Source organism: Mycobacterium sp. D16Q13, from assembly GCF_002013375.1.
In the GTDB taxonomy this organism is placed as follows: domain Bacteria; phylum Actinomycetota; class Actinomycetes; order Mycobacteriales; family Mycobacteriaceae; genus Mycobacterium.
This window is the reverse complement of sequence record NZ_MAEW01000007.1, coordinates 182196-208551: the sequence shown is the minus strand read 5'-3', so window position 1 is coordinate 208551 and position 26356 is coordinate 182196. Positions and strand designations below refer to the sequence as shown.

The 26356-nt window shown below is 62.6% G+C and carries 25 protein-coding genes and 1 pseudogene; 9 read left to right on the top strand and 17 right to left on the bottom strand.

Annotated features, from left to right (window positions below; all coding sequences use genetic code 11):
- Window positions 1-3 precede the first annotated feature (3 nt).
- Complete coding sequence (locus tag B4400_RS08010) at window positions 4-1839, bottom strand: amino acid permease (protein ID WP_078309225.1); 1836 nt, start codon at window positions 1837-1839, stop codon at window positions 4-6.
- A gap of 133 nt (window positions 1840-1972) precedes the next feature.
- On the opposite strand from B4400_RS08010, the gene B4400_RS08005 reads away from it, so the two are divergent.
- The gene (locus B4400_RS08005) at window positions 1973-2314 is read left to right on the top strand and encodes a DUF732 domain-containing protein (RefSeq protein WP_078309429.1); all 342 of its coding nucleotides are present in this window, start codon (window positions 1973-1975) and stop codon (window positions 2312-2314) included.
- Between the two features lie 22 nt (window positions 2315-2336).
- Here the strand turns inward: B4400_RS08005 and cysC are convergent, their stop codons facing one another.
- From cysC to B4400_RS07975, 6 genes are all read right to left on the bottom strand, one after another.
- On the bottom strand, window positions 2337-4214 hold the full coding sequence (gene cysC / locus B4400_RS08000; RefSeq protein WP_078309224.1) for an adenylyl-sulfate kinase: 1878 nt from the start codon (window positions 4212-4214) through the stop codon (window positions 2337-2339).
- A complete protein-coding gene (gene cysD, locus B4400_RS07995; protein WP_078309223.1) occupies window positions 4214-5140 on the bottom strand; it encodes a sulfate adenylyltransferase subunit CysD in 927 nt (308 codons plus the stop codon). The genes cysC and cysD overlap by 1 nt, the downstream gene beginning before the upstream one ends.
- On the bottom strand, window positions 5137-5940 hold the full coding sequence (gene stf0 / locus B4400_RS07990; RefSeq protein WP_078309222.1) for a trehalose 2-sulfotransferase: 804 nt from the start codon (window positions 5938-5940) through the stop codon (window positions 5137-5139). The genes cysD and stf0 overlap by 4 nt, the downstream gene beginning before the upstream one ends.
- A 61-nt stretch (window positions 5941-6001) precedes the next feature.
- Entirely contained in the window at window positions 6002-7378 is a 1377-nt protein-coding gene (locus B4400_RS07985; RefSeq protein WP_139359850.1) for a sulfatase family protein, read from the bottom strand.
- Between the two features lie 186 nt (window positions 7379-7564).
- Window positions 7565-8764: an AAA family ATPase gene (locus B4400_RS07980; RefSeq protein ID WP_078309220.1), complete on the bottom strand. Its 1200-nt coding sequence runs from the start codon at window positions 8762-8764 to the stop codon at window positions 7565-7567.
- Between the two features lie 41 nt (window positions 8765-8805).
- The gene (locus tag B4400_RS07975) at window positions 8806-11160 is read right to left on the bottom strand and encodes a Tex family protein (protein ID WP_078309219.1); all 2355 of its coding nucleotides are present in this window, start codon (window positions 11158-11160) and stop codon (window positions 8806-8808) included.
- Between the two features lie 45 nt (window positions 11161-11205).
- On the opposite strand from B4400_RS07975, the gene B4400_RS07970 reads away from it, so the two are divergent.
- Window positions 11206-11904 (top strand): hypothetical protein, encoded by a 699-nt coding sequence (locus B4400_RS07970; protein ID WP_078309218.1) that lies wholly within the window; start codon window positions 11206-11208, stop codon window positions 11902-11904.
- Between the two features lie 7 nt (window positions 11905-11911).
- Here B4400_RS07970 and B4400_RS07965 read toward each other — a convergent pair whose 3' ends face one another.
- The 3 genes from B4400_RS07965 to B4400_RS07955 all read right to left on the bottom strand — a co-directional run bounded on the left by B4400_RS07965 (window position 11912) and on the right by B4400_RS07955 (window position 14243).
- The gene (locus B4400_RS07965; protein WP_078309217.1) at window positions 11912-12973 is read right to left on the bottom strand and encodes a hypothetical protein; all 1062 of its coding nucleotides are present in this window, start codon (window positions 12971-12973) and stop codon (window positions 11912-11914) included.
- A gap of 98 nt (window positions 12974-13071) precedes the next feature.
- A complete protein-coding gene (locus tag B4400_RS07960; RefSeq protein ID WP_078309427.1) occupies window positions 13072-13416 on the bottom strand; it encodes a DUF732 domain-containing protein in 345 nt (114 codons plus the stop codon).
- A gap of 77 nt (window positions 13417-13493) precedes the next feature.
- Window positions 13494-14243, bottom strand: a complete 750-nt coding sequence (locus tag B4400_RS07955; protein WP_078309216.1) for an SDR family NAD(P)-dependent oxidoreductase — start codon at window positions 14241-14243, stop codon at window positions 13494-13496.
- Between the two features lie 190 nt (window positions 14244-14433).
- Here B4400_RS07955 and B4400_RS07950 point away from each other — a divergent pair, with 190 nt between their 5' ends.
- The 4 genes from B4400_RS07950 to B4400_RS07935 all read left to right on the top strand — a co-directional run bounded on the left by B4400_RS07950 (window position 14434) and on the right by B4400_RS07935 (window position 18181).
- On the top strand, window positions 14434-15261 hold the full coding sequence (locus B4400_RS07950; RefSeq protein ID WP_078309423.1) for a helix-turn-helix domain-containing protein: 828 nt from the start codon (window positions 14434-14436) through the stop codon (window positions 15259-15261).
- A gap of 76 nt (window positions 15262-15337) precedes the next feature.
- Window positions 15338-16228: an aldo/keto reductase gene (locus tag B4400_RS07945; RefSeq protein WP_078309215.1), complete on the top strand. Its 891-nt coding sequence runs from the start codon at window positions 15338-15340 to the stop codon at window positions 16226-16228.
- Window positions 16229-16241: 13 nt separating this feature from the next.
- Window positions 16242-17075: an LLM class F420-dependent oxidoreductase gene (locus tag B4400_RS07940; protein WP_078309214.1), complete on the top strand. Its 834-nt coding sequence runs from the start codon at window positions 16242-16244 to the stop codon at window positions 17073-17075.
- Between the two features lie 95 nt (window positions 17076-17170).
- Window positions 17171-18181, top strand: coding sequence for a GNAT family N-acetyltransferase (locus B4400_RS07935; protein WP_078309213.1), 1011 nt, complete (start codon window positions 17171-17173; stop codon window positions 18179-18181).
- 22 nt (window positions 18182-18203) lie between these two features.
- On the opposite strand, the pseudogene B4400_RS24855 reads toward B4400_RS07935, so the two are convergent.
- A pseudogene (locus B4400_RS24855) lies at window positions 18204-18366 on the bottom strand (cupin domain-containing protein); the annotation flags it as partial.
- A gap of 611 nt (window positions 18367-18977) precedes the next feature.
- Here B4400_RS24855 and B4400_RS24330 point away from each other — a divergent pair.
- The 3 genes from B4400_RS24330 to B4400_RS07915 all read left to right on the top strand — a co-directional run bounded on the left by B4400_RS24330 (window position 18978) and on the right by B4400_RS07915 (window position 22170).
- The gene (locus B4400_RS24330) at window positions 18978-19655 is read left to right on the top strand and encodes a helix-turn-helix domain-containing protein (protein WP_139361309.1); all 678 of its coding nucleotides are present in this window, start codon (window positions 18978-18980) and stop codon (window positions 19653-19655) included.
- An 84-nt stretch (window positions 19656-19739) separates the two neighbouring features.
- Window positions 19740-20735 carry a hypothetical protein gene (locus B4400_RS07920; RefSeq protein WP_078356008.1) on the top strand — a complete coding sequence of 332 codons (996 nt, stop codon included), beginning with the start codon at window positions 19740-19742 and terminating at the stop codon, window positions 20733-20735.
- Between the two features lie 751 nt (window positions 20736-21486).
- Window positions 21487-22170: a hypothetical protein gene (locus B4400_RS07915; RefSeq protein ID WP_170914945.1), complete on the top strand. Its 684-nt coding sequence runs from the start codon at window positions 21487-21489 to the stop codon at window positions 22168-22170.
- Window positions 22171-23379: 1209 nt separating this feature from the next.
- On the opposite strand, the gene B4400_RS07910 is transcribed toward B4400_RS07915, so the two are convergent.
- The 6 genes from B4400_RS07910 to B4400_RS07885 form a co-directional block, all read right to left on the bottom strand.
- Window positions 23380-23790 (bottom strand): HK97 family phage prohead protease, encoded by a 411-nt coding sequence (locus tag B4400_RS07910; protein WP_078356007.1) that lies wholly within the window; start codon window positions 23788-23790, stop codon window positions 23380-23382.
- Window positions 23787-24203: an HK97 family phage prohead protease gene (locus B4400_RS07905; RefSeq protein ID WP_078356006.1), complete on the bottom strand. Its 417-nt coding sequence runs from the start codon at window positions 24201-24203 to the stop codon at window positions 23787-23789. The genes B4400_RS07910 and B4400_RS07905 overlap by 4 nt, the downstream gene beginning before the upstream one ends.
- A 156-nt stretch (window positions 24204-24359) precedes the next feature.
- Window positions 24360-24548: a hypothetical protein gene (locus tag B4400_RS07900; RefSeq protein WP_078309199.1), complete on the bottom strand. Its 189-nt coding sequence runs from the start codon at window positions 24546-24548 to the stop codon at window positions 24360-24362.
- A complete protein-coding gene (locus B4400_RS07895; protein WP_078309198.1) occupies window positions 24545-24793 on the bottom strand; it encodes a hypothetical protein in 249 nt (82 codons plus the stop codon). The genes B4400_RS07900 and B4400_RS07895 overlap by 4 nt, the downstream gene beginning before the upstream one ends.
- Before the next feature lie 324 nt (window positions 24794-25117).
- Entirely contained in the window at window positions 25118-25312 is a 195-nt protein-coding gene (locus tag B4400_RS07890) for a hypothetical protein (RefSeq protein ID WP_078309197.1), read from the bottom strand.
- A complete protein-coding gene (locus tag B4400_RS07885) occupies window positions 25309-26343 on the bottom strand; it encodes a helix-turn-helix domain containing protein (protein WP_078309196.1) in 1035 nt (344 codons plus the stop codon). Before B4400_RS07885 ends, B4400_RS07890 begins: the two co-directional genes overlap by 4 nt.
- Between the last annotated feature and the right edge of the window lie 13 nt (window positions 26344-26356).

Genomic DNA, 26356 nt, shown 5'->3' with positions numbered 1-26356 from the left:
TCGTCAGTTCATGCGGTATGGATAGTTGGCGACGATCGCGTCGGTGCGGTCGATGAGGCTGGCTGTCAGCACAATTCCGGTCTGGTTGTGCAGAATCTGGTGCCAGCGCCGCTTCGTCTTGATCTCGGTGATGAGCACGGTCACCTGGCGACCGTCGGCCTGCCGCTTCTTGACGTATTCCACCAGCGGGGTCACCAGGGATCGATGCGCGGTTGGCAACACGATGAGCTCAAGTCCCGGGTTCCACTGATCCCAGCGCTTGGTCATCGCATGCGCCTTCTGATCCGTGCGGCTGATGGTGACGGGCACCACCTCGCCACCCAGGTGCAGTGCCGCCTCCAACAGCTGGACCGTGCGTTTGTTGATGTCGTCGATCGGCACGATCACCAGCGGTGTCTGGTCCGGGGGATTGGGTGTGAGCGTGGGCAATTCCTCGAGGGTCAGTTCGCGTTTGACGCCTAGGTAGTAGTTCTCGGTGCGCCCGAAAAGCAGAATCAGCAGGGGGATGACGATGACGAGCAGCCACGCACCTTCGGTGAACTTGCTGGCGAAGAACACCACCATGGCGACGGCCGAGAGCGCCGCACCAAACCCATTGAGTACGGCCTTCCAATGCCAGCCGGATGTGCGGGCGCCGAACCAGTGCTTGACCAAACCGACTTGGCTGATGGTGAATCCGATGAACACCCCGATCGCGAACAGCGGCAACAGGCGGTGGGTATCGGCGTCGCTGGCGATGAGGATCAGCGCGGAGAATGCGGCAAGCGCGGCGACGCCGTAGCGGTAGACCGGCTTCTCTGCGCGCAACGCGAACAGATGCGGCATCCGGTCGTCCTTGGCGAGCAGACTCATCAGCACCGGCAGTCCACCGAAGCTGGTGTTGGCCGCGAAGCCCAGGATCAGTGCCACGGTCACATTCGTGATGTAGAACGGTATTCCGGTGCCGAAGGCCGCCGCGGAGAGCTGCGCCAGAATGGTGACGTCGCCGCGGGGAACCACATGGTGTGCCTTGATGAGAATGCTAAGGCCGATCAGCATGAGGCCCAACAGAATTCCCAGGGCGACCTCGGTGTGCTGGGCCCGTTTGATGGCGGGTGTCTTGAAGGCCGGGACGCCGTTCGCGATGGCTTCCACGCCCGTCAGCGACGAACACCCGGCCGCGAACGCCTTCAGAACCAAGATGATGCCGAGCGCACTGACCGGCTCGACCGGGCCGAGGTCCTTGCCGATAACGGCCACCGGAGTGGAGTGCGCGAGTCCGAAGACGATGACCGCCAGGATGCACGCGATGAACAGGAAGGTCGGCAGCATGAGCACCTGGGCCGACTCGCTGATGCCGATGAGATTGAGGATTGTCAGGATCGCCAGGCCGATCAGTGTGATGGACAGCAGATGCGGGGCCAGCGCGGGAAAGGCGCTCGCCAGGCTCGCCGCCCCGGCGGCCAGGCTCACCGCGACCGTCAGCACGTAGTCGACGACCAGACTCGCGGCGGCCAACAGGCTCGCACCGCGGCCGAGGTCCTTCTTGGCCACGGCGTACGAGCCCCCGCCTTCGGGGTGCACGGCGATGACCTGGCGGTAGGAGAACACCAACACAATGAGCAGCACTGTGATCGCGATGGCCACCGGCAGGGTGAAGGCGATGGCACCGACTCCGCCTGCGATCAGGGCCAGCACGATGGCCTCCGGACCGTAAGCCACCGAGGACAGCGCGTCCAGGGACAGCGCCGCGAGCCCGCCGACCGAGGTCAGTTTGTGCGCGTCGTCCTTGAGGGCACGGCGCAGGCGCGGGTCGGCGACGCGCGGCGGTACGGGAGGGGAGGGAGGCGCAGAAACCACCGAGGGAGAGTAGGCACAGACGTAGGGGTTTTCGTGGTTCTTTACGTGATCTTGAGGTCTCGGCAGTGGTGTCAATCACGATGACATCTGCGAACCTATGTCCCTTGAGGTCAACGGATGTAGACTCACCGGCATGAAGGGACTCAGTCTTACTGCGATGATCGCGATGGGTGCGGGTGCTGCCGCGATCGCCATGGCCTCCCCGGCACATGCCGATGACGTCAGCTTCAACGAGACACTGCACTCATACGGCATCTACGCGCCGCCGGACAAGACTGCCTATCTCGGCAAGATCGCGTGCCACCGTCTGGACACGGGCCTGGATAAGGACGCCTACCAGGCGACCAATTTCCTGACCAAGAACCTCGATCGCACCACCTCCACCGAGCAGAAGTGGCAGTTCCTGTCCGCTTCGATCGACGAGTACTGCCCCGAGCAGCGTCCCGTTCTGGAGCGCGCCGCCAGCCACACCTAGGCCGGTTCGTTCTTCACCGCGCTCAGCGAGCGCGGTGAAGAACGTCGAGAACCTGCGCCACCAGTGCGTCGATATCGGCACCGGTAGTGTCGAGGACGAGCTCAGGATTTTCCGGGGCCTCGTAGGGCGCCTCGACACCCGTCAAACCCTTCAACTCGCCTGCGCGGGCCCGTGCGTACAGACCCTTGGGGTCTCGTTTCTCGCATTCGGCCAGCGGGGTGGCGATATACACCTCGATGAACGGCAGCTTGGCTGCGGCGTTGATGCTGCGCGCGGTCTCTCGATCGGAGCGCAGCGGCGATACCAGCGATGCCAGCGCGACCACCCCGGCGTCGGCGAAGAGCCGTGCCAGATGCGACACCCGGCGGATGTTCTCGGCGCGGTCGCCAGGAGAGAACCCGAGGTCATCGGAAAGCCCATGGCGCAGGTTGTCGCCGTCGAGCAGGTACGCGACCTGTCCGGATTCCACGAGTGCGCGTTCCACCGCCACCGCGATGGTCGACTTGCCGGATGCGGGCAGACCGGTGAACCAGATGATCGCACCGCGCTGAGTAGTACTGTCCCAACGGTATTCGCGGTCCAGCGCCGAGGGATGCCAGCGGATATCGGTGCGTGAGTGCGTCTCCGGTTTGACCTCACGCGCTTCGGTGATGGTTCCGGCGCCGACGGTGTCGTTGGACGCCTCGTCGATCAGGATGAACGCGCCGCTGTCTCTGCTGTCGGCATAGGAATCGGCCACCACGACCGAGCTGGTGCGCAGGGTGACCGAGCCGATGTCGTTGAGCGCCAGCTCAACCGGGCCATCCAGCTCGTCCAGGGTTTCCGGATCCAGCCGGGTATGCAGAGCCTGAACGGTGGCCCGTACCGTCCGGGTGCCCTGCTTGAGTGCGAGCCGGTCACCGGCCCGCAACGGACCGTTGGTGAACCAGCAGACCGTGGCGTCGAGCTCGCGGGCCAGTACCGGCAGCACCGCATCTTCTGCGCCGCTCACCAGTACGTCGCCGCGGCCCACATCGATATCGTCGGCCAATTCGATCGACACCGAAAGCGGAGCTACACCGGTGGAACGGTTTTCGTCCAGAGTGTCCACCACCGTCACGGTCGACCGGGTTCCCGACGGCAGATTCACCACCGGATCTCCGACGCTGAGGGTGCCTCCCGCTAGCCGGCCGGTGTACCGGCGGCGCTGATCGGCCGTGGGGCGCGAGACCCACTGCACGGGCAGGCGGAGCTTGGCGGGCTCGGGCTGCGGGGGCGAAAGCTCAATGGCCTCTAGGTATTCGAGCAGGGTCGGCCCGCCGTACCACGTGGTGTTCTCGGAGCGGTGCACCACATTGTCGCCGAGCTTGGCCGCAATCGGGATGACCGTGATGTCCACCTTGCCCAGCCGGTCAGCCAGCAGATGCAGCTCGCGTTCTACCTCCGCGAACCGCTGCGCGTCGAAGTCGACCAGGTCGATCTTGTTGACTGCTGCCACGAAATGCTTGATACCCAACAACTTTGCGATGCGAGCGTGGCGACGGGTCTGGCGCAGCACCCCGGCACGTGCGTCGACCAGAAGAATGGCGACATGTGCGTTGGAGGCGCCGGTGAACATGTTGCGGGTGTAGCGCTCGTGACCCGGAGTGTCGGCGAGGATGTAGCTTCGGCTCTCGGTGGAGAAAAAACGGTAGGCGACGTCGATCGTGATGCCCTGCTCGCGTTCGGCGCGCAGACCATCCGACAGCGCGGCGAGGTCGGCGTTCCCCTCGTCGTCGGTGACGGCCTCCAGATGGTCGACCGGCAGGCTGTCGGTGTCATGGAGCAGTCGCCCGATGAGCGTGCTCTTGCCGTCGTCCACCGAACCGGCGGTGGCGATACGCAGCAGTTGGCGGGTGTCCACCGCGGTCTGGGTGCTCATCAGAAGTAGCCCTCTCGTTTCCGGTCTTCCATGGCAGCCACGGATGTGCGGTCATCGGCGCGGGTCTCGCCGCGCTCGGACACAGTGGCCGCGGATATCTCCGCGATCACCCCTTCGATCTCGGTGGCCTGGGAGCGGACCGCGCCGGTGATCGTCATGTCGCCGACGGTGCGGTAGCGCACCCATTCGGTGGCGGCAGTCTCGTCGCCCGTTGGGGTGGTGTATTCCGAGGTGGCCAGCAGGATGCCGTCACGCTCAAACACCTCGCGTTGATGGGCGTAGTAGATCGAGGGCAGCTCAAGGTTTTCCAGCTGGATGTAGCGCCAGATGTCCAGTTCTGTCCAGTTGCTCAACGGAAAGACACGAACCTGCTCGCCCTTGCGGATGCGTCCGTTGTACAGCGACCAGGGTTCGGGGCGTTGTGCCCGCGGATCCCACTGGCCGAACTCGTCCCGGAAGCTCAGGATGCGCTCCTTGGCGCGGGCGCGTTCCTCATCGCGCCGCGCGCCGCCGAATGCCGCATCGAAACCGCCGGCCTCCAACGCGTCCAGCAGGGTTCGGGTCTGCTGACGGTTACGTGAGGCACCCGGGCCCGGATCGGCGACCCGCCCGGCATCGATCGTTTCCTGCACGGAGGCGACGATCAGTTTGTGGTCGTGCCCGATGGTTCGGCGATCACGGAACTCGATCACCTCGGGGAAATTGTGTCCGGTGTCGACGTGCAACACCGGGAACGGCAGCGGTGCGGGCCGGAAGGCCTTCTCGGCCAACTTCAGCAAGACGATCGAGTCCTTGCCCGCGGAGAAGAGCAGCACCGGGCGCTGTAGCTCGGCGGCCACCTCCCGGATGATGTGCACCGCCTCGGCCTCCAGCAGCCGAAGCTCGTTGACCTGCAACAGATCGGGTGTCGTCGCGGTGTCGCTCATAGTGGCAGCCCCTCTCTTTCCGCGTCGGTCCGGTATCGATCCACCCAGTCGTCAGACCGCTGGTCTGCCTGCCGTTCCAGCACAGGTGGTGGCGCGAGCCGGGGGTCTTGTCCCAGTGCCTCCAGAACGGTGGCGACCACCTGGGTCAGGTTGCGCCAGAGGTACGGATACGAGACGTCGATGGGTTCGATGTTTTCCTCGGCGAACCAGCGGCGCCAACCCGCCTCCTGCGCCTGCAGCATGGTGATGACATGGGCAATGGCCCCGGCGTGATACTCGGCGCGGGCATCGCGCCCGGGATCCGGACGTCCGCGCCACACCCGGGTCTGCACCGCACGCCAGAACGAAACCGCCTGGGACACAACGTCTGGCCGGTAAACGTGGACCAGCACCGGGTTGCTGCCAACCACATCCCGGATGCCGGCGAGCAATCCTTCACCGGAACGATCGGGCAGATCCTGCGCGCGGTCCAAGAGCAGCGGGGTCTGATTCCACATGAGCTTGCCGCCCCAGATTCCGTTGGGGGTACGGCCCACGGTGCGGATGTAATCGCGCCAGATGCTCGCGGGCGCCAGGTCGGGCTTGCCTGCGTCCAACGGATCGAGCAGACGCAGTATTGACTCGTCCTGTACATCGGCGAACCATTCCCGTGGCTGCGGAGACATGCTCGTGGTGGGCAGGTACTGGAAGAACTCCTGTGGTTCGCCGGCCACGCCGGTCGCTCGCAGGGATTCCACCAGTAGGGTGCTGCCACTGCGCTGCGATGCGAGCACCAGATATGCGGTGGGATGGTCGGGCATGCGCAGTAGCCTAACCGCAATTGTTTTGTATTCGACTAATTGGGTTCGCCGTGAATTGCAATCATGGCGAACGTAACTGTTGTTCGATGCCACGCTCGTCGGCGATGGCGGAACGGTTGGCTCCGGGCCTGCCATGGATGCGCAGGAATGTCTCGGTGTAGCGCTCGGAAATGCGTGTGCCCGCAAAATCGGAGGGAATGACGTCGAGAGTCTTCTCTCGCCAATCGTTGAGGCGCAGTGCCAGATCGTCGGCGATGGACTGGGACTCCTCGTCGGCATCGAGTCCCAGCAGGTTGTGCGCCTCGCCCGGATCGTTCACGAGGTCGTAGAGCTCGCGATGCGGGCGGGGATTGGTGATGTGTGTGGCGACGGCCCGGCCCGGCGGGCTGTCGGCAATGTCCCACGGCAGGTCCAGCACCGGCCTGGGCGCATAATTCTCTATATAGCTGTAATCCTTTGTTCGAATGGCTCGAATGGGATCAAAAGAATCGTGGTATGTCTTCGCGGTGAATAACTCGGAGCGGACTTGTTTCAGTTCGCCCGTCGGCTTCAGGATATTGTCGGCATGTGAAATTCCCTGAATCTCCTCGGGAATGTCGACACCGAGCAAGCCCAACAGGGTGGGCAGCAGATCGACCCCGCTGAAGAGCTCGTCGTACCGGAGCGACTCAGTAGTGCGGCCCCGCGGTGGGCGCACGATCAATGCGATGCCGGTACCGGCGTCATACAGGGTGGACTTGGCGCGTGGCAACGCCGGGCCATGGTCGGTCATGAAGACGACCCAGGTGCTCTCATCGAGGCCCGTCTCGGCCAGCACGTCCAGTAACTCACCGACCTTGGCGTCGGCCACCGCGATCGAGCCATAGAACTCGGCGAGATCGTCGCGTACCTCCGGGGTGTCGGGCAGATAGTCCGGGACATTCACCGTGTCGGCGTCGGACGGTTCATAACGCTCCCGAGGAAAGGGGCGGTGCGTTTCGAAGAATCCGGCGGTCAGCAGAAACGGCGTGTTGGGGGAATTGCGCAACCAGCGGCTCGCGTGTTCCACCACGTATTCGCAATACGAGTTGGATACGTCGTACTCGTCGAATCCCAGGGTGGCCGGATACGCCGTTTCATGCTGCATTCCGAACAGTGCTGTGTACCAGCCCGATCCAGACAGAATGTGGGGGAGTGTGCGCACCCCGGCGCGGTATTCCCAGCCGTGATGAGCCAGGCCGATAAGGCCGTTGCTCTGTGGGTACCGGCCGGTGAAGAGCGAACCACGCGACGGTGAGCACAGCGGCGCCGTGGCGTGCGCGCGGGTGAACAGGATGCCATCGGCCGCCAGTTGGTCCAGGTGTGGGCTGGATACGTCGGGATGCCCGTAGACGCCCAGGTAGCGGCCGAGGTCGTGCCAATGCACGATCAGAACGTTGTCTCGTGACGCTTCGGTCACTGCGCTCCCTTCCTGGGGTTCGACGGTCCACCCAACAGTGTGCATCCGTTGTCTGGCAACCCTTTGGCTCACCACGAGAAACTAACTCTCAGGCTGCGCCCCGAAGTCCCACGATATGACCGAGTAGGCCACTGACGGCACCGGCAGACCCGCCAGAGCCTCATCAGGTGGTGACGCGATAGACGTCTAGCGAGAACCCCAATGCCACGACGGGGCTTTGAGTGCGTCGAGCCCCACGATCTGCGTCTCGCCCCAGTCCTTGACAAGTTCGAGCCGTACTGCCGAACCCGCGTCGTCGAATCGGTCCTCATCGCCAGCGAGGATCTCGCACAACGACCGCGCGGCAAGATGATCTACCAGAGCGTTGGCGTGGGTGATCACGACCACCTGGGTTTTCCCGGCCGCCGCGCGAATGAGCGTCGCCAGCGGAGCGATGAGATCGGGATGCAGCGAGGTTTCTGGCTCGTTGAGCACCATCAGCGGCGGCGGTTCGGGACTCAACAGCGCGGCGGCCCACAACAGGAAACGCAGGGTGCCGTCGGACAACTCCGCGGCGCGCAGTGGCCGCAGCATCCCGGACTGCTGAACCTGAAGATCGAAGAGTCCCTCGCGCACGCCCACGGCCACCGCGGCGCCGTCGAAGGCGGCCGCGACGGCCTTGTCCAGCGTGTCGCTGCGAGTCTCGATGATTGTCTGGATGGCGGCGGCCACGTCGCTGCCGTCATTCGATAGCACCGTCGTACGCGTGCCGATCTGAGGCTGCCGGGCGGGCGCGAGCATATCGACACGGAATCCGTCGTAGAACCGCCAGCCGCGCAGGGTGTCCCGGACGGCACCCAATTCCGGGAACCTCCCCGCGAATTCGGAGAGCATGCTGCGGTAGGTCGGTATCGAGCGACTGAAGCCCTCAAACCCACGTCCCGAATCGGCGCGTGCTTCAACCACAGGACGGGTTCGCCGGACCAGGGTCGCGCTGGGGCGAAGCGATGGTCCGGTGAACACGGCCTCACGCTTGATTTCCGGGTCGCGGCCGAAGGCGGAATCGCTGGGAATCGGCAGACCTAGATCTACCAGATAGCCAAAATCCGTTGATGCGTAACCTAGTTCGATGGATATGGGCCGAGTGCGGACCGTGGGCTCAACAGTGCCGGTTCGCCGTGCGCCTTTGAGATTTTCCGGCCCGGCCCACATTGCCGATTGCAGTCCGCCCTGCCGCGCCAGCGAGCCGATGATCTCGCCGCGGCCACAATCGGCCAGTAGCTGCAGCGCCCGGTACAGCGAGGACTTTCCGGTGCCGTTAGCGCCGGTGATGACGGTGAGTTGGGCAAGCGGGAGTACAAGATCACGTAGTGATCGGTATCCGCGGATGGCGACGGTGGTGAGCACGGCGCCACGCTAATCAGTGGCACCGACAACCCAGGGTGCGCCTACCGCCCAAACCCCGCGTTACGCAACGCATCCGCCATGGAGCCCGTCGCCCGAGTTTCCTGCTGGCGCCCGGAATTCTTGCTGCGGTTCTGGTTTGGTCGTCCCTGATTCTTGTTGTCGCGTCGGGGGGCGCTGGCGTTGGCTCCCTCGGGGCGCTTGCCCTGCTGCGGATCGTCGGTGAGGCGCAGGCTCAACCCGATGCGCTGACGCGGAATATCTACGTCGGTGACCTTGACCCGCACCACCTGGCCAGACTTGACCACCTCATGGGGGTCGGATACGTACCGGTCCGACATCGCCGAGACGTGCACGAGGCCATCCTGATGCACGCCGACATCAACAAATGCACCGAAGGCGGCCACGTTGGTCACCACACCCTCGAGCACCATGCCGACCTTCAGGTCCGAGACCTTTTCGACGCCCGCGGCGAAGGTGGCCGTGGTGAACGCGGGCCGCGGGTCGCGTCCCGGCTTCTCCAGCTCGCCGAGAATGTCTGTCACGGTGGGAATTCCGAACCGATCGTCGGCGAAGTCTGCGGGCTTGAGCGAGCGCAGTGAACGCTCGTTACCGATCAGCTCGGCGAGGGTGACACCCGAACGGTCCAGAATCTTGCGCACCACCGGGTAGGACTCGGGATGCACGCCGGACGCGTCGAGCGGGTCGTCGCCTTCGCGGATGCGCAGGAATCCGGCGCACTGTTCAAAGGCCTTGGGGCCCAGTCGGGGAACCTCCAACAGTCCCTTGCGGCTACGGAACGCGCCCACCTTCTCACGGTGCGCGACGATGGACTCGGCCAAGGATTCCGTCACCCCGGATACGCGTGCGAGTAGAGGTACGGAGGCCGTGTTCAAGTCGACACCGACCGCGTTCACGGCATCTTCGACGACCACGTTGAGACTGCGCGCGAGCGTGCCGGGAGTGACATCGTGCTGGTACTGCCCAACGCCGATCGACTTGGGTTCGATCTTCACCAGCTCTGCCAACGGATCCTGCAGGCGCCGTGCGATCGAGACCGCACCCCGCAGCGTCACGTCGAGGTCGGGAAGCTCGTGCGCGGCATAGGCTGAGGCCGAATAGACCGACGCGCCCGCCTCACTGACCATCGCCTTTGTCGGGGCCTTGGCGCCAGCGGCCTTGATATCGGCGATGAGTTCGGCTGCCAGCGCGTCGGTTTCGCGTGAGGCGGTGCCATTGCCGACGGCGATCAGCTCGACACCATGGCGCGCGACGAACGCCGCGAGAGTGGCCTTGGCCTCATCCCACTTCTTCTGCGGCTGGTGCGGGTAGATGGCGCAGGTGTCGACGACCTTGCCGGTGCCGTCCACCACGGCCACCTTGACACCCGTCCGGAACCCGGGGTCCAGGCCGAGTGTGGCGCGCGTGCCGGCGGGGGCCGCGAGCAGCAGATCCTTGAGGTTGCGCGCGAAGACGCCGACGGCATCTTCTTCGGCGCGTTGGCGCAGCTTGAGGCGGGCATCGACGGACGCGGAGAACATGAGCTTGGCCCGCCAGGCCACCCGAACGGTACCGGCCAGCCACGGCGTGGCCGGGGTCTTCGCGGTCAGGTTGACGCCGAGCGATTGCGCGACCATGGCCTCATACGGCGCGTCCTCACCGCCGTCGAAGTTGAGGGCGAGCACCTGCTCCTTCTCGCCGCGCATGACGGCCAGCACCCGGTGCGAGGGCATGGTCTCCAGGGATTCGGAGAACTCGAAGTAGTCGCGGTACTTCTGTGCCGCTTCGGTTTTCGCCGCATCCTCTGACCATGGGGCGGTGCGCAGCGCACCGTCCGCCCAGAACTTGGTGCGGGTGGCACCGACGAGTTCGGCATCCTCGGATGCGCGCTCGATCAGGATGTGCCGCGCGCCATCGAGTGCCGCGTTGGCATCGGCGACATCCTCGGTGAGGAACTCGGCGGCCGCCTCGTCGGGCACCAGACTCGGGTCCGCGAGCAGCCGGTCGGCCAGCGGTTCCAGCCCGGCCTCCCGGGCGATCTGTGCCTTGGTGCGCCGTTTGGGCTTGTACGGCAGGTAGATGTCCTCGACACGCGCCTTGGTGTCGGCCGACAGCAGCGCCGCCTTGAGGTCGTCGGTGAGCTTGCCCTGTTCCTCGATGGAGGACAGCACCGCGGCGCGACGCTCGTCGAGTTCCCGCAGGTACCGCAGCCGTTCTTCCAGACTGCGCAGCTGGCCGTCGTCCAGGCTGCCGGTGACTTCCTTGCGGTATCGCGCGATAAACGGGACCGTCGCACCCTCGTCGAGCAGCCGCACAGCCGCCGTGACCTGGGCTTCGGCGACCTCCAGTTCCGCAGCGAGGCGGGCATTTACAGATTTTACGGTCACGCTCTGAGTCACGCCGAGGGACCCTACCCAATATTGGGGACAAGCTACGCTCACTGGGTGCGTGTCTGGAGCGTGTTGTGCCTGATCTTCCTGGTCACGGGTTGTGTCGCACACACGCAGCAGGGTTCGCCGATCTCATCCACCACGCCGTCCGTCAGCGCACCGTCCCAGGTGCCAACGACGTCGACGACCACGACAACCGCGCGTGCCCCCGCACCGGGGCCACGCGCGTCCGTGGAGTCGGTGACGCGCTGGATAGAGGCGGGTGATCCGGCCGATGTCGAGAAATTTCGCACGGTCGATCAGGACGGCACGCCAGGCCAGCTGTCCCAAGGTGAGGTGGCGTTCCGTGTTCCCGGCGACTTGGGTCCTCGGGTCATCGGGGGATGCATCACGGCGTTCAAGTACCAGGTGCCGTTGTCGTGCCTACCGGGGCTTCACCGCGCGCCGCCCCGTCCTCCCGATCTGCCCGGCCAGTGGATCGCGGGCTGGGTGAGCTTCGACGGCGCGACCGTTACCGTCGGTAGTCGTCACGGTGACCCGGGGCCGTTCAGTGAGGGTGTGGGCCTGCCGCTTGAGTACGGGAAACGTCTGAAATTCGGCGACTACCAATGCAGATCGGATGAGATGGGTCTGTACTGCGTGAACTACGCGCATCACTCTGCTGTGCGCTTGGGTGAGCAGCTTGAGGTGTACGGGTGCACCAAGCGGGCGACTCCTCCGCGCGGTATCGGAGTGCAGTACGACTGTGGGTGAGTGCCGGTCAGCTATGGCATACGTCAAGAACTACCGCCGCTTCGTCATACATTTGGGCGATGAGCTTGGCGTAGACATCTTGCTGCTGTAGCTGCTCGAGTTGCGTCCCTGGTTCCTTGCGGATCTGGCGGACAACGGAGACGGCTTGACCGGACAGCTCGGCAATGTGTTGTGCCCGCGGTGCGAGATCGGATCTGGTCACCTGCGCCGCGCGAGTGCGAATCTCGTTGGACCACTTCTCGTAATCGGTCAGGCTCGGCCCGTCCGGGACGATCGATTGGGCGTTCGTGAGATCCTCGCGCCCGCTGAAGACAGCGAGGGTTGCTATTGCCTTACCGCATTCGCTGCGCCCGGTGATGCCGTGTCCGGGCTGCGCTCGCTCCATCAGATAGGCGGCGGCACTGGCGATTACGGACATGGCGATCACGGCGCCGAAGACGATCAGCCACACCTTCCGTGACGGCGTCACCGACGGGTACTCGGATTCGGCAAGGGCGGGAACCTCTCCCAGCGATGAGGCAGCTGCGGCACGTAACAGGTTCAGCTGCTGTTGTAGCCGACGCAATGTGCGTGCATCCCACCAAAAAACCAACGCCATCAGCGCGGCCACCGCAAGCCACGCCATGGCACGCCAGACATCGTGATCAACGAGGCGGGCGACTGCGATGAGCGCTGCACCCGCTGGAACTAGGTATGCAACCCATCGCGCCCATGTGGGTGTCCGCAGTCTGGTTCCGACAAGGAGCGTGCACAGCCGCACAGCCGCCGACAGCACCGGCGGTTCGGTCGGTGCGTCTCCGCGCTGGCTTGCCTCGATGGCCTGGCGTCGCTGCGTCGCGTCCAGCCCATCGAGGGCGGCGAGAAAGGACCGGCGGAATCGGGCCTGAGTAACGATGAGCAAGGTCCCAACACCGATGCTGAGCACCGGTATCTGCACCGCGCGGGCTTTCCAGTCCGATCCGTCGTCCGAAATGAGGAAGATCCACAGCGGGCCGCCGATTGCTGTCATGAGGGCGACCATTACCAACCAGCGCACCCACCGCGGAGCCAGTAGCAACCGAATGTTCACAGCAAACATTCTGACAGGTCGAATGGTTGTTGTGTGTCCGGGTAGCCGCTGCTACACCAACGAGGCTACTGCTGCTTCAGCAAGGTCGCGGAGAACGGCTACGCCGGCTGGGGTGGCGCGGGGTTCAGCGCATTCGGGCATAGCTCGCTTTGCAGAATGTCGACATACACGTTGGGGGCAGGCGCGGGCGCGACACCGGAACCCACCGGGAACTGCGATCCCACTTCTTCGGGTGGCACACCGTTGCGTAGATCGCGGCAGGCCTGGTGTCCCGCCTGAACCACATACGGTTCTGCGTCCTTGTGGATGAAGACTCCCGCGGCGCGCAGGCTGTCCAGGAATGTGTGGTCATTAGCCTGCGCAGTCCCCATGCCGAACAGGCCGCCAGCCGATATGCCAGCGGCAGTGATCGCGACGACGATCCTGGTGCAGAGCTTGCCCATCATTGATTCCTTCCGGCCACCAGCATTATTGCCAGGGGAGCGGGCTCTACATCGGCGAACGGACGAAGAAGGGCCGTTTAGTTCAGGCCGCCGCCGATGACCAGGATCTCTCCAGTGATCCACGAGGCGCGGTCCGAGGCCAGGAATGTCACTGCTGGTGCGATGTCCTCCGGGATGCCGATCCGGCCAAGGGGTGTGATGTTCTCAATCTCGTTGCGGAACTCGCGGCTTGAGAAGGCGCTGGATTGCATGCCGTCGGTCACGGTCAAGCCGGGATTGACCGAGTTCACCCTGATGCCCCGCGGGCCCAGCTCCTTGGCGAGGGTGCCGGTAATCGCGTCCACCGCCCCCTTCGAGGCGGTGTACACCAGCGAGTTGGCGGGCGTGAAGCTGGTGACACTCGATCCGATGTTGACGATGCTCGAGCCGGGTCCAAGGGCGCTGCCGAGCGCTTCGGTGATTGTGATGGCCAGGCCGAAGACGTTCAGGCCGAACTGGCGCTCAAGCTCACCTGTGGTCACTGATTCAACCGCGCCCATCTCGTACACCCCGGCGTTGTTGACCAGGATGTCGAGCTTGTCGATCCGGGTGCTGAGTTCGGCGAACAGTCCTTTGACGCTGGCCGGGTCGGAGATATCGGCCTGGAGTGCGAAGGCCTGTCCGCCAGCGTCGTGTATTGACTTCACGACATGATCAGCCCCGCTCTTGCTTGACGAGTAGTGGACTGCCACAAGTGCTCCCGCGGAAGCCAGGTCGCGCGCGATGGCCGCGCCGATTCCCTTCGACGCGCCCGTAACAAGTGCCGTCTTGCCTGTCAGAATGCTCATGGATCTCCGTCTTTCATTTGACCGCAACATATTTCATTCATATCTGGTTGCTTCTCGAGCGTAGATTCGCGGGCGCCGTCCTGGAAGGGTGCGCTACTCCTACCTGGCATCCCGTGCGGCTGAAGCGATGCGTCACTGGTGGGTGTGTTACACCCTGGTTGGTGCCAGCCGCCGTGGGTATGTTGAGGTCATGGATCGGCGAAATGAGTTGGGCGACTTTCTGAAGGCGCGCCGTGCTCTGGTTTCGCCGCGACAAGTGGGGCTGCCGGAGGACGAGCCGCGCCGCGTTCTGGGCCTGCGCCGAGAAGAGGTTGCGGCCCTGGCGGGGGTGAGTGCCGACTACTACAGCAGGCTTGAGCAGGGGCGTGAGCGGCATCCCTCGGAGCAGGTGCTGCGGTCGATTTCCCGCGCACTGCAGCTGGATACGCACGCGGCTGAACACCTGGCCGGCCTTGCCCGGCCGTCTGGGGTAGCACCTGCCGCCGGTCAGCGCGATGCCAGCGAGGGAACCATGAGAATCGTCAACAATGTGGTGCACGCCCCAGCTTTGGTAGTCAGCCCGGCACTGGACATTCTGGCGATGAATGCTCATGCGCAGGCTCTTTACGGTGACTTCTCGCGTGCCGACAACCTCGCGTACATGGTGTTTCTCGACCCCGCGGCCAACGAGTTCTACGCCGAATGGGACGAGATCGCGCGGGATACCGCCCGAAATCTGCGTGCTATGTCGGTGTCGTTTCGCGACGACCCCCGCGTGGCAGAAGTCGTGGGTGAGTTGACGATTCAGAGCGACGTTTTCACGTTCGTGTGGATGCAGCACGACGTGAGGCCTCGAACGAGCGGGGCGAAGCGATTCCGCCACAGCCAGGTCGGTGAGATCAACCTCCAGTACGACAGCTTCGCGGTCGGTGGGGCACCCGGGCAGCAGCTGCTCATCTACTCGGCCGACCCGGGTGGTCCCGACGCCGATGGGCTTGAGTTGCTGGCCCGGCTTGCGCTGGACCAGCAGCCCGAATAGCGGAAAACACATCAAATCCATTTGAGACGACTAGGTTTCGCCGTCTCTTGAGTTCAGATTGCGCAGGATAGATTTCGTGACGTCACAGCAGGCTGCTAATGCGGGAACACTCACCATCGGTGGCGACATCACCGTCAACAGGCTCGGCTACGGCACGATGCAGTTGACCGGCCCGGGCGTATGGGGCCCGCCGCGGGATCCGGCTGCCGCGGTGCGGCTGCTCAAACGTGTGGTTGAGCTGGGAGTGAATTTCCTGGACACCGCGGATGCCTATGGTCCGCAGATCGTCGAAGATCTGATCAGTGAGGCGTTGTATCCGTACTCCCGCGATCTGGTGATCGCCACTAAGGTAGGGCTCGCGCGCACGGGTCCGGCGGACTGGGGTTGGATTCCGCTGGGGCGGCCCGAATACTTGCGCCAGCAGACAGAAATGAGCCTGCGGCGCCTGAAACTGGAGCGCATCGATCTGCTTCAGCTGCATCGAGTCGACCCCACTGTTCCTTTCGAAGACCAGATCGGCGAACTCAAACTCCTACAGGACGAAGGCAAGATCAGGCACATCGGACTTTCAGAGGTCTCGGTGGACCAGCTGCGCGCCGCACGTCAGATCGTGCCCATTGCCTCGGTGCAAAACCTGTTCAACCTCGCCAATCGGTCAGCGGCTGACGTGGTGGACTACGCCACTGCCCACGGCATCGCGTTCATCCCATACTTCCCGCTGGCTACCGGGGGCCTGGAAGGTCCCGGCGGTGCGCTGGATGTCGTCGCGCGTGCGCACGGCGCAAGTGCGGCGCAGATTGCCTTGGCATGGCTTTTGCGAAGCTCGCCGAATGTGCTTCCCATCCCGGGAACTTCGTCGGAAGCACACCTCGCACAGAACCTGGCCGCCGCAGACATCACGCTGAGTGACTCCGAGTTCGAGGTTCTGTCCGCAGCGGTGCCGCAGCCCCACGGCGAGCACGCGTAACGGGAAGAGTTCAATGCGGATAGGCATTTTCACGACGATCACCGACGAGGGCATGGAGCCCGGCGAGCTGGCGGTCGAGATCGAGGAGCGCGGGTTCGAATCCCTCTTTGTGCCCGAGCACACGCACATACCGGTGACGATCGAGACGATTCATCCCGGATGGGAGGAGATACCCCGCGACTATTGCCGCAGCCTCGATCCGTTTGTGGCGTTGTCCTTCGCGGCGGCTGCCACCAGGGACCTGCGCATCGGCACCGCCGTGGCGCTACTTGTCCAGCGAGACCCGATCACGTTCGCCAAAGAGGCCGCGACCCTGGACAGGGCATCGGGCGGGCGGCTGGAACTAGGAATCGGTGTCGGATGGCTGCGTGAGGAGATCCGAAATCACGGCACCGATCCGCGCACACGGGTGGCATTGCAGAGCGAGCGCATCCAAGCGGTCAAGAAGATCTGGACGGAAGAGCACGCCGAATTCCACGGTAAGTATGTCGCGTTCGACCCCATCCGCTCCTGGCCCAAACCTGTCCAACGACCGCACCCGCCGGTGTGGTTGGGCGGCTGGGGCCCGTCTACCCACGAACGTGTACTCGACCATGCCGACGGCTGGATGGCGCCGACAATGCTTGAGATGGTAGAGCTTCGGAAGGGGATCGGTGAACTCAACCTGCTGGCGACGCAAACGGGCAGGCCAGCCGTTCCCGTGACCGCGACCATTCTGGAGCCGCGGCCCGGAGATATCGAACGCCGCGCCGACCTGGGCGTGCATCGTGTGCTGTTGGGGCTGGCGGTCGCGTCCCGCGATAACACCTTGCGCCGACTGGATCGCTTTGCCGCACTGATGGCCTGAGCACGCCCGCTGCGGATGTGGTACCGCTATTAGCCGATCAGACCTGGTGGCGGTGATTACCATGCCAACTGACTCAGCTGGTTCGGGCTAGGGCGGTGCACATCGTGGACGGAGCGTGGCCGGGATCTGTCGGCGTCGATGCCGCAGAGCTCGCGGAACTGGAGTTTTTCGCAGGCAATTCGGCCAATGCGCTTACTCCGCTGGCTGAGCTGCTCGCGCCTCTCGAAGCGGCTGCCGGGGAAGTGCTGATGCGTCAGCGCGAGCCGGCCGACTGGTTCCTGCTCCTCGGCTCGGGCGGCGGCGAGATCCTTCACGCCGAGGAGAGCGGGGACGTGGTCGTCGCGCACCTGGTACCCGGCACTGTCGTCGGTGAGATCGCACTCCTGCGCGGAACTGCCCGGACCGCGACCGTCGTGGCGACCGAGCCGCTTCGGGGCTGGGCCGGTGGCCATGATGCGTTCACCGCGATGCTTGAAATCCCTGGCGTGTCAGAGGCATTGGTGTGGACGGCCCGTCAGCGGTTGGCGACCTTTGTCACCCCCATTCCGGTGCGGCTGCGTGACGGCGCCGAGTTCTACCTACGCCCCCTCCTGCCCGGTGACCGGCAGCGTTTGGCGAGGCTCTCCCCGAGGACCGTGTACCGCCGGTTTCTGGGGGTGCCCAACAAGCGGATGATCACGTACCTGTTTGAGCTGGACTATCTCGACCATTTCGCGTGGGCGCTTACCGACGGGCCCGACGGTCTTGACGGTCTCGTTGTGGCCGATGCCCGATTCATCCGCCATGTCGCCGAACCCGACAGCGCCGAGCTGGCCTTCACGGTCGGTGACGACTATCAGGGCCGGGGGATCGGAACACTGTTGATGGAGGCGTTGTCGGTGTCTGCTCATGCGGACGGTGTACGGCGGTTCACCGCCTCGGTGCTCTCAGACAACTACGCGATGCGCAGCATTCTCAATCGGCACGGTGCACGGTGGGAGTCCGATGGACCGGGTGTGGTCACCACGGTCTTCGACGTTCCCCATGTGCGGGACCTGAGTATGTCTTCAGAGGTGTCCCGGCAGATTCACGTCGCGACGCGGCAGGTGATCCAGGCGTTGTGTTGACGGAGTGAGAGCGCCTGATGTTCTACGTAACCAAAGAGTCGTCATACGTCGCAGTGAGCAGACCACCGGCATCCCCGGTATTCACTACCCCGGTTGGCTCGATGAGGACCGCGTGTACTTCGCCGCGGGCGATCGGGCAGTGCTTCAACTCCTTGGGGGACGACAAACAGTTGGCCGGGGCTGATTTCCATCCAAACCCCGCGGCCCCAGTTGAGCACCGTGTACGTAGAAGTCGTGAACATCACTGCTTCCGGGCGGTGGAAGATCTGGCACGAATGGGAACGAGTCTCTAGCGGACGCCGTCAGATCGCATGGTCGCGCCGCCGGCGTGATCCGAGCTCTGCTCGCGAGGTCGTGTGGAACGTCTTGTTGGACAGTCGCGGAGCCTCCACCGAACGAGCTGACGAAGAGGTTGCTACTGACGGATTTGAGGGTGAGATCGTGGCGGAGATTCGTCGTGCTGACTGGTATTGCGTGTTCACCTGGCGACCTGGTCTGGTTGTGGATCTACTGGAAGCCGCTGAGCTCCAGGTGTTGACACGGCCTTTTGCAGATCTAGGTATGCGTTTCTGGGTGGAGTCCGTTGGGGCGTCACCGTGACTGAGTGCAAATACCCTCGTCAACCAGCCCATTCCCGCAAGCGGTAAGCCTCGTCACGCTAGGCTCGTCGACCTGTAACAGTCGTAGACCGAGCCTAGCGTGACGACTCGGAATTTCCGGTTCGACATGCCGTAAGGGATATTTAGCAGGTCGGAGGTAGGTGCACAACTATTCCGGAATCGGTATAGTTGTGTACATGAGTGAGTACATGAGTGGTTCGGAGGTTGCCGCGCACCTTGGCGTGAGCGGCCGCCGCGTGCGTGCCCTCATTGCTTCTGGCCGGCTTCCAGCGCACCAGGTTGCTGGTCGCTGGCTGGTGGCCGCCGATGTGGTCCTGGGCTTCCGGCATAAGGACGGTGGTCGCCCAATGGCGGAGGGTTCGGCGTGGTCGGTGCTGGCTAGCCTCGCGGGGGAAGATGTCCATGTGCCCTTGCGGCTACGCAATCGTGTGGAGATATTGGAAAATCAGTCTTCTCCGCATTTACGACTGTGGTCTTGGGTCTCCGCCCGCGGACATCTTCATCGGGCGTGGGCGTTTCGTCCTGTAATCGATGAGCTTGCTGCCGATGATCGTCTAGTGCTTAGCGGGGGGCACGGATCACAAAACCTCTCGCCGTCGAACCATCTGCGTGCTTACGTCTCTGCTGCTGAGATTGATGCAGTGGTAAGCGAGTACGGACTACGGGTGCCCTCTGAAGGTCAGGTCCCGAATGTCTTCTTGTGGGCAGTTGCAGACCCAGGCAGTGTGCCTCGCCGTCGCGACAATCCGCGTATTGTTGCTTCTGTGGTGTCGGCAATGGATCTCCTTGACGACGGCGATCCCCGTGCTGTGGGCGAGGCGAAGGATATTGTTGCAGGCTTAGTGAATGTGTGAATTTTAGTGAGCGCACATCATCGTCCGCTAATCAAACTGGTTTTGACGGAGATCCGATCACCTACCCTCAAGGAAGAGGGTAACGTGGGGCTATTCCAGACCATCGCGGCTGCGCAGTCATCAATATCCAAGCGGCGGAACGCATCTGATGAAATACTTGTAGAGTTCGTAGACGATCTTATAGCTCGATTTCCGGCTCGCTCGGCGGATATTCTAAAGGCAAGTCAGGATATCGATCGGCCGAATATCGCCCATATTGTTGCGTTACGTGTGATGCTCGATCTCCAGCCTCAGGAAGTCCCGGATCACCCCGGCCTGGAGGTATTATTACCGGTGCAGTTGCCTGCCGAAGTTGTCGCGTGGAACGCGATTATGGATCTGGCCGAGTTCCGATGTCGCGGATGGACACTTGTCGGCGGGCAGATGGTGCATTTGCTCGCATGGGAGCACGATGAGGAATCGCCGCGGGTGACAACCGATGCTGATGTTGTCTTAGATGTACGCGCTTATCAGACGGCGTTACATGATGTGACTCGGAAGTTAGTCGAGAACGGATTCTCCGAGGACGGCGTGAGTCCCGATGGGATTGGGCACCGATACCGGCACCTAGAGACGGTGGGCGCGACTGTTGATGTTCTAATCCCAGAAGGTCTGAACGCTGAGAACTTCACGACTGTGACCGGTGCTCGTACCATTTCAGCAGCCGGTAGCGTGCAGGCACTTGAACGATCCATGCGCCGACGGATCAGAGTAGGCGACAGGCAGGGCTATGTGATCCGACCGGATGTTCATGCCGCGCTGGTCGGTAAGGCCGCTGGTTATCAAGCAGAGTGTGGCAAGGACGCGGCGGAGCGACATCTTCGAGATTTCGCGTATCTAGCATCGCTCTGTGCCCGGCGGTATCCACTAGCTGAACTGCAGGATCGACTCACCAACACGGATCGGCGGCGGATTGCCAATGTACTTGGATATCTCCTGCCGGAGAACCCAATCTGGCGAACCGTTCAGGACGGAGTCGCTGCGCGTGAACAGATCGTATCGGCCTTAAGAAGTACGACCAGTGTTGAAACTGGTTCCTGAAACTAACCCTCCTGGGTTCTCGGAAAATTGAACCACCTCCGGGAGTGTTTGGAGGGTGATCACTGTGGAGGGTTGGGCTGAGATCTGTCATATCGGGTGTTTGCCCGGCGTCCAGATTGGATTATGGGTCTATTGGAGGTAGCCGAATGCTCATTTGCAGTTGCGCCTTGAAAACAATTTGCGGGGCCTGGGCATTGAATTACCGAGTGGTCCATCATGCCTGACGTAGGTCTCAGCCGTGATTGTCAACCAATAAAGTGATGCGGTGCGCACTTATAGCGGTATCCGACGATATCGTCAGAACGTGAGCGAAGGACTAGAGCGTGCCGTTAGACGGCTCGATGAACGAGTCATCCGAGATGCTGATGTGCGCGTCAGTCAGTGGTACGGACCGCCGCCTGAGGACCATTGTCCCTGCGGATCGTATCGACGTGCCACCAACTGTCATCGGGCCAACGACGGATCTTGGATTGCCCAGGCACCCCCACCATTGCTCACGGGCCCACGCACCGGGTATTCGAACCCGGGCTGCTACGCGCGCGTGAGTGAGGACTGTGACGAGCAACTGACGCGGGAGCACTTCATCACTGATGACGTGCTCGGTGCAATCTCGGCAGACGGGAAGGTCGTGGTCGTTGAGGGTGCGGCATGGCAGGAAAGATCCGAACGGCGTAAGACGATTGGTCGTGCGTCACTGTCTCGAAAGATGCTGTGTCGCCGCCATAACAATGCGTTATCACCCTTAGACAAGATGGCGGCCGAGTTCTTCCGGCACTCGTTGGAGGACCACCTAGACATCTTCAGGTATCTGGGCAATGATGACCGCGGCAGCTTTCCGCGTGGATTCACTATGGTCAGCGGCCCCTACATCGAACTATGGATGCTCAAAGTTCTCTGGGGAGCCATTGAGGCCGGGGCGATCGAAGTGGACGGTCAGCCCGCCTACCGCTTCCGCCTCGGTGTCACGCGTCAGCAGTTGGCCGAAATACTTTGGCGTGGAGCAGAATGGCCGCCCGCATGGGGGTTGTATGTCCTACTCGACCACGATGTCGATGAACCCGCGATACCAAAGGCCATCCGACTTCGGCCAGCCAGTATGGGCAGTGAGATTCTCGGTGGCTATGTCCAGATCGCTGGATTCGAGTTCCTCATCAGTTTCGAGACGCCGCCGGTGCGGCGGATACACCGCCCATGCGGTATTACCTTCACGCGGGTGGGATTTCCGGCGAGCAGTTACAAGATGATCGCATTCGCCTGGCCCGAGATCGGTCACCCGATCATCAACGTCGTATCCCAGGTGCCGCCAAACGAGGACTATTCGGTGCCGACCAGCCCGCGCGCGGCCGCCCTATACGGCGAGGTCGCGCCTGGTTCATTACGTGTGGCCCCCGTTCCGAGTCAGCCAAGAAGAAGCTACAGGTCTAAAAGTCTGTAAGCGCAACGCGTTCGGCGCACATCTGGTTGTCTGGGCGCAACCGAGATCAGCTATTGCTGACATAGAGCATCCCCGGCTCGTCAGACTCCGTCATTAGTTTGCCGGGAGCTCAGCATTGACGCTGCGGCTAGCTCGGTTGCTGAGCGGTCCTGCGGCCTCCCGTTGTGCGGGCGTTCAGCGGTCACGAAGTGTTCCAATGTTTCCTTCGATCTGGGCGAAATTAGGTTGACGCAGTCGCCTAGCTGCCTACAGTTAGTGACATGGTCAACAGCCTCGCCAGCAATGAGAGAGAAACAGCCGTATCTCGCATAGGCAGCTACTACATGTTCGGATTCAGACAACGATCCTAAATCAGTGCCAGATCTTATTGTGTTAGACCAAAACGTCTGCCTGCATATTTCGAGATTCTACTTCGGTAAAAGTCGAGATCATGCTGAAGATATTGAACAGCTTCTGCTGTCGTTCCCGTATTCGCGGTTTAGGTCGAGCACTCATATCACCAGCGGGTGGGGTGTAGAAGAAAACGCTTGGAAGCGGACCGGCGAATTCGACGAAATGCAGAAACGATCACTCCAATGGGCTACCGAGCGTGTCCTCGACTGGGAACCTGAACGTGTGAAGGCTGAATTTTCCAATAAGCAGCCACCCTGGAAGCGCGACAAGAAATGGGCAAAAGGCGTCCCGTTCCCCTGGAAGGACCATCACCCACTCCAAGGGCTAATAATGAGCTACGCGCCGATGCTCCGGTTATCCAGCCTATTCCAAGGGGCCTCTAAACGAGGCGGCCGGTGGGCTTTTGATCAGTACGTCGAATGGATGATGCACGAATTCGGCTACCTACTCTCGTACGAATCGGCACTAGCTGCGCAAGCTCTACTGGGTGAGGGAAATGCGAAGACTGACGCGCGCGGAATATTTCATCTAGGCGGCGGAGAATCGCCTGACAAACTAGCCAATAAGGCGTGGTCCGCAGCTTGGGACATGCAATACGCCCGGCTGATCGACCTTGGGCCGATGGGGCTTGCGCGGATCGCCCACCGCCGATTCAGGAAGGTGGCGATAGTAACTCAGGATGATGACCTCGTTGATTCCAAATCCCGAGCTCAGCATATCGAAACAATCCGTGGCTACTCTATGTACCTAATGCCATCAGAAGTCGAGCTATCCGGAAGCAAACATGTCGATGATCTCGGTTACGGCATCTCGCTACTAAAACGGACTAAACCGCGCAACCCGCGATGTGACCCCATGGAGGCCCTGGACACCCTGGAAAGATCCATCGGTGTGCAGCGGCTCCCAGAACTGGGATGCGGCCATGCGTGCCCGGACGAACAACCCGCGCTCGTCCTCGTAGATGTCCGTGACGGCGCCGATGGGTAGGGAGCCGATCATCGGGTGGTGTCCGTGGTCGAACTGGAACTTAGGCGTCTGCTCGCGCAGTGACGTGACGAACGCACCGCGTGAGATCTGCTCATCGAAACGGCCTTCCCACGAGTCGATCCGGGTGGGTGCGTTGAACACCGCCCCGTATCCCTCGAAGGTCAGCCCGTCCGATTCACCGCTGCCGGTATCGACGGCCCGCAGGGTGCATGGCACCGAGCGAGTCAGGATGGCGGTCACAGGTCGAGCAGTCGGAGACGCGCTGCCGCAACGGAGAACGGCAGGGGTTTCCGGTTGCGCTGAACACCGACGCTGATCTCCATCAGCGCCGCCTCGGTGCGCACCAGGACATCGCCCTCGGTGCGTTCCTTGATTGGCCGGAACGCCACGGACAGTGGTCCTGTACGGGTGCCCTGTACCTGCAATGCGGCGTACAGCCCGTCAGACTGCTCCCACAATTCGGTCACCTGCCCGATGCGCTTGTGGTTTTGGTCGTACACGGCGATCTTGTCGCCGCGTTCACGGATCGACCGGGCGAAAGCTCCCGGCTCGAAACGCTCACCGGATGTCTGCCCATACGGCAGTAGTAGCCCACGGACTGTGCCGTCAGGCTGTAGCCCCAGATCGGAGCTGCGAATGATGTTGATAGTCAATTGATCACCTAGTTTGGACGTGCGTAATCGCTTGCGTCGCATGGTGACCCGTTGTCCGAGGTGGCGACCCTTGCCGCGTTCGGCGTGTTCGGTGATACCGAGCTACGCCAATTCTAGCGCGCCATAACGACAATCGCGGCGACACAACACGCCGGGTCATGCCTTGCCCTCGAACTGGATGGACAGCATCCCGCCAAGCAGCTCGATAACGGCGACTAGATCATCGCGGCTCAAGCCCTTGGTGTGGATGTAACAGGCTTCGACATAGGCCTCACCGTCACCTAAATTGCGTGCAGCGGTCACGATGCCGCGCGCAGCGGCCAGCTGCCGATCGGTGGCGATCACTGCGCGTCATCCTCGGTGAGACGCTGTACCAGTTCCCCGAACGCCAGGTCATTGCGAGCCTGGCGGGCACGTTGCGACGCCGCCATAACGTCGTACAACTCAGCCAGCAGCGGATAGACCAAGCGCAGCAGCGACACCAGCTCGTCACGGTCCAGCCCATCCAGGCAAGCGGTGCCCTCATCGGTCCCGGCACCAGACTTGGCGGCTCGAATCAACTGCGCCGCAGCACTCACCGGCCCGGTCACCGAGCACCACCGGGGGCGGTCGGGGCATCGTCACCAGTGGATCCGCATGACCCCGACCACCAGTCAGCCTCGCTGTGTGTACGGGTCTGGGGATTCTGGCGGGTTTGGTGTGGAAAAAAAACTTCGGAGAGATAAACGACTGTGCAAGCGGGGTCGCCCTGGCTGGGTGTGCTTCGCGACGGGGGGTGCCCCGGGGTGGGTGATGGGTTCACTGCCTATGTTCCTTGCTCTTGGCATTACGGCGCGCGCGACGTGCCTTGCCTCGGTGTGTGGGCCACAGGCTCGCGTCACGCCGTGGTTTAGGTGCGCTGGGTACTTGGATGCTCACTCGTGTTCTCCTTCATCGAGCCAGTGCGTGCAGGCCTCATCGACGTCGATGTCCAGCTCCTTGAGAAGCAGCAGCTGTTCCATTTCCGCGCGCGTCTCAGGTAGGCGATCGATCTGCAGGTACAGGTTCATGTCCTCTTGCAGCCGTTGACGTTCCGACGGCGTGATGGGACCTAGGTCGAAGTCGCTCATGCCGACGCCCTACGTGCTCCGAACCGCCGACGCTCATGGCTCCGCTTCGAGATTGCCTCGTTGTGAACAACAACCGCAGGCGGTTCCTGTGTGTTCGACGCCAGCACCAGAGGTGCGCCGTCACAGTCATCACACAGCGGGTTGGTGGCCGACACCGGCAGGTCGACGTTGCAGCGCTCGCAATTGGTGGGCCGGACAGGCTTCGTAACCTCGCTATCAGGTTCCTGTTGCAGGACTTCGGGTTCTGCATTCGCAGCGCTGATGATCTCCTCGGCCTCGATACTCGGGATGGGTTCTGTAGAACGCGCCTCGTCGTCAAGCAGGGACGTGATTGCGGCACTAACCAATGTGAGATTCATGGCCACGTCGATGAGTGCCTTGGCGTCGTCATGAGTGAGGCGCAGCGCAGCCTTCGGCCACCGTAGGTCGTAGGTCAGTTCAACGAGCTCGCCGACTGTCACGTTCAGTGTCGTGGTGATAGCTCTTACGGCGGTCGGGATCTGAGTCTTCCGCCTCGGAGTCTCGGTCTCCTCGGTGGGCGTTTCTTCCGTCAGCTGCGGTTCAGGCTTCTTACGGGGCTTGGGCTTTCGGTATTCCTTGTCATCCCGCCCGTATGTGATCTTCTCCTCAGTGACGGCTTGCGCCCCTTCGGATTCACCTGTCCCATTTTGGGACACCTCATTTAGGATTCGGGACACCGTCGATTTCGATGAGTCGGTGATCGCCGCGATGGACCGCACGCTCATCCCTTCACCCGCCAGGAACGCCATGACCTCTTGGCGGGCCGACCCGTGCACCTCGATCTTCCCGCCGAACTGAGCCTCGATGAACTCGGGCCAACTGCGGTACCCAAGCACCTGGTGGATGTTGGTGGTCTTGGCCCGGCCGACCGCTAGTGCCAGCTTCTCGAATCCGTCCCTCGCGACCGCAGCGAGTTGGCGTATCTCCACTGCCAGCCTCTCGGCCTCGTCCAGGGTGATGGACTCCAGCACCTCGACCTCATGCTCATCTACCACCGCTACTTCACTCATTGATCTACTCCTC